We start from the raw sequence: 3,447 nt of genomic DNA, 5'->3' as shown, positions 1-3,447 counted from the left end.
ACACTGCATATTCGCCAGTGGCGGTCTAGGTGCTCTATTGCAAAGCCTTTAATTTCTATTAACTTTGCTGCTCACGGTTTTTGGTTCGGTGCAATAATCGCCACCAGCGTATATGCAGGAAACGTTAACTAAAAGCATAGCGCACCGCTGCAATTTGACTATACAGTCAGCCTTTTTCATTGAGCACCTTTTCTGCAAATTTAAAACGTTCAGGGCAGCCCTTCGCTTCGTGCTTTATCCTTTTCACCCCCGCGCAAAAAAACAAAATTGCCAACGCAAAATTGCACATTTGCTTTTGCCTCACTCGCTCAAAGCCCAACACACAAAGGCAAAAGCAAAAGAGCAATTTCCCCATCGCATGTTTCTGCGTTTTTTGTTTTTTAAGCAAAATAAATGTTAAATTTGTTTAATGAAACGGTCTAAATTAAATTACCATTAATAACTTATATAAAGAAGTTAGCGAAAATGCGTAGACAACCATCTATATTGACAGTAACAATAGCAACAATGATAATTTTTGCGGTGATTTTTACATCTTGTAAAAAGGACAATTGTGTAAAAACTATTCCTGAATGGTGCCATCGGGCTGACTTATCAACCGAGTATAACCCTGTATGCGGATGTGACGGCAAGACATATCAAAACTCAGGATTTGCAACTTGTAGCGGAGTTTTAGAATATAAACAAGGAAAATGCAAATGGTAAAAATTAAACACATAGGACTTTTTGTTTTTTACATAATATGAAAAGCCTTATAATTTTATTCTTTTTCTTTTTCACATTTGGGCAAAACCCTAACTCTAATTTAATCGGTAAATGGAAATTGTTAAATATAGAAACAGAAGAAAAGACAATATATCCTCAAAAAAAAGATTATTATCTAACTATAACAAAAAACAGCTTAAATTATAATCTAGAGATTAATGGTTGCGGGACTGAAGATTTTGTAATAAGTTCTGATGAAATATTTTTAGATTTTCCTCTATGCACAAAAATTTGCTGCGATGGTAGATATGACGAAATCTCCAATTACATTAATTATAATGGAAAATATGAATTACAAGATTCTTTACTGACAATATTTAATAATAAAAACAAGATTTTCCTTAAGAAGCAATAATTAACAACTGCTAAAATGTCTATGCACAGTCGTAAGCATATTCACAATTCACACCACCACCCCTCAAACCAAAAATTGTAAATAAGCTTCCGCCTCTCCCAAGTAGAATTTTGTTTTTTTCTCCCACCTTATGAAAAGGATAAAACACCCTTACACACTGAAACCCTGTCACTATTCATAAGAGTTGCACTGCAATTCGCAATTAATCGTAGCTATTTAGCAAGTGGGAAATGCCTTTAGTTAACATTGCATACCCTCAAGTGGCGGTCTAGGTGCTCTATTGCAAAGCCTGGAATTTCTATTAACTTTGCTGCCCGCGGTTTTTGATTCGGTGCAATAATCGCCACCTGCGTATATGCAAATAACGTTATGCGGCAGCCTCTTGGACCGCAATCTCCAAAGGACTTTCTGGCTGTTTTGGCTTTTAGCATTTAAGAAATTTTCTGCAAACTTTCAACACCTGGAGATGCCATCGCTTCGTGCTATATCCTTTTTATCCCCGCGCAAAAAACAAAATTGCCATCGCAGAAATAGCACTTTTGTTTTTGCCACTCACACACTAGCTTTCTCACATGGCAAAATCAAAAAAGCTATTTCCCTACGCAAGTTCCTGCTTTTTATTTTTACTATTTATTTATATCTCAGTTATTAAATTTATATGCATATCCGTTACCTTACCCCCTTAGTAGATCAGAGCAGACGCATTAATAGCACAGAAGTTGGCGAATCCTTCGTGTCTTTATCTTTTTGGACAATATTTTTTCTTTATTAGTCGAATCCTCTTTAGCTAATATATTTTTTACCAATAAGGCACAAATACACCAAGCTAAATCCTGTTTTGCTAATCTGTATTTTTCCACAAAGTCAAACGAAGCCAAATCTCTTTTAGGATTTTAATGGGTTTGCCATGTGTCCCTTTGGGGTAAAGATGCGGACATGCATATAAATTTATTACCTTCTGTTAGGAGAAATGGCAATAAACTTTATATTTGTTCATATATGTAATAGTTGGGATCAATGTTGAGGAATCGTACGATTAACTAGAGATTATAGCAATAATTAAAAAAATAAAAATGAAATTTGTAGACGAATTTGAAGATGAAATTGACAGTACAGAAGATTGGGAAGGAGATGCATATTTTTATGAAAAAGAAGATTGGGCTGGACTTTTAAATTTCAGGAAAGAAAAAGCCACAAAAGAGCCATCAGATTTATATGCACAGTTAAGGTATGCCGAAGCCCTTAACCTTAATAAAAAATTTTGTGAAGCCATAGAATTCTTAACACCTTTATACAAAGAAAACCATGGTTCTGGATTTGCAGTTCATGAGATTCTGGATGCGTTATACGGATTAAATAAAAATGAAGATGATTTCATATGGCAAAAAAAACCTCGTATATTAAAATTGGATAACAACATACTGGAACTTTGTGTAAAATTATTAACGGGAAAAAGAAAACATGTGAGTCTAATGCAGCTATTTTGTGATTTATTAGTGGAAGCAGATTACTTAAAATTTGACGAAAATGAATTAAGTAAATTCTTAGTTAAGAATGAAAAGTTATTTGATTTTATTGGAGACAAAAAATATTATTTTAATATTGAAATAAAATTAAAAAAACAGAAAAAATAAAGACACTGGGCCCAATATCGCATAGCTAAAAGTGGCGGGTTTGGTGCTATTTGAAAAGTCGGAATTTTCTAATACATTAGCTGCTCGCTGACCTGAAAGGTATGGCAATCGTCACCTTCAGCTATGCGAACACTAAACGTATTTGAAATAGAAGTAAATGATAAAATTATTGAACAAATTAATGGGGAAATGAAATTTAAATATCAACTTTCTAACAACGTTGATTCCATTAAAGGAAGTGTTATTTATAATAGCAGAACACACAAACCAAAATATTTTGTAACTAAAGTAATAGACCGAGCAAAAAAATTAAAAACTGGCTACAAGTGTACTTAAGTATTATTGCGATAAGCAATTTAGAAATGCATGGTAATTGAATTGATTGCCGCTTTCCACGCATAGTTCCACCACATTTCCAATTCGCACTGGCTCCCCTCAAAAGCCAAAAATTGTAAATAAGGTTCCACCTTTCCCACAAGAAGAATTTTGTTTTTTTTCTCCCCTCATAAAAAGGATATAACACCCTCACGCACCACCCAACAGTATTATCCATTAACGTTGTGCTATTCGCAACTAATCGTGACTTTCTATAAAGGTTGAAAGGCCGACCGCATAACATTGCATATCCTCAAGTGGCGGTCTAGGTACTCTATTGCAAAGCCTTTAATTTCTATTAACTTTGCTGCCCGCGGT

The 3,447-nt window shown here is 34.3% G+C and carries 4 protein-coding genes; all 4 read left to right on the top strand.

Translation table 11 applies throughout. The features are described from left to right. Positions 1 to 465 precede the first annotated feature (465 nt). The 4 genes from H0V01_11520 to H0V01_11505 all read left to right on the top strand — a co-directional run bounded on the left by H0V01_11520 (position 466) and on the right by H0V01_11505 (position 3,090). Positions 466 to 705 carry a Kazal-type serine protease inhibitor family protein gene (locus H0V01_11520; GenBank protein MBA2584000.1) on the top strand — a complete coding sequence of 80 codons (240 nt, stop codon included), beginning with the start codon at positions 466 to 468 and terminating at the stop codon, positions 703 to 705. 37 nt (positions 706 to 742) lie between these two features. Beyond that, the gene (locus H0V01_11515) at positions 743 to 1,120 is read left to right on the top strand and encodes a hypothetical protein (GenBank protein MBA2583999.1); all 378 of its coding nucleotides are present in this window, start codon (positions 743 to 745) and stop codon (positions 1,118 to 1,120) included. Between the two features lie 1,073 nt (positions 1,121 to 2,193). After that, positions 2,194 to 2,754 (top strand): hypothetical protein, encoded by a 561-nt coding sequence (locus H0V01_11510; GenBank protein MBA2583998.1) that lies wholly within the window; start codon positions 2,194 to 2,196, stop codon positions 2,752 to 2,754. A gap of 123 nt (positions 2,755 to 2,877) precedes the next feature. Then, on the top strand, positions 2,878 to 3,090 hold the full coding sequence (locus tag H0V01_11505; GenBank protein ID MBA2583997.1) for a hypothetical protein: 213 nt from the start codon (positions 2,878 to 2,880) through the stop codon (positions 3,088 to 3,090). Positions 3,091 to 3,447 lie beyond the last annotated feature (357 nt).

This window comes from Bacteroidota bacterium (assembly GCA_013696965.1).
Classification (GTDB): Bacteria; Bacteroidota; Bacteroidia; order JACCXN01; family JACCXN01; genus JACCXN01.
This window is presented reverse-complemented; position numbering and strand designations above follow the sequence as displayed.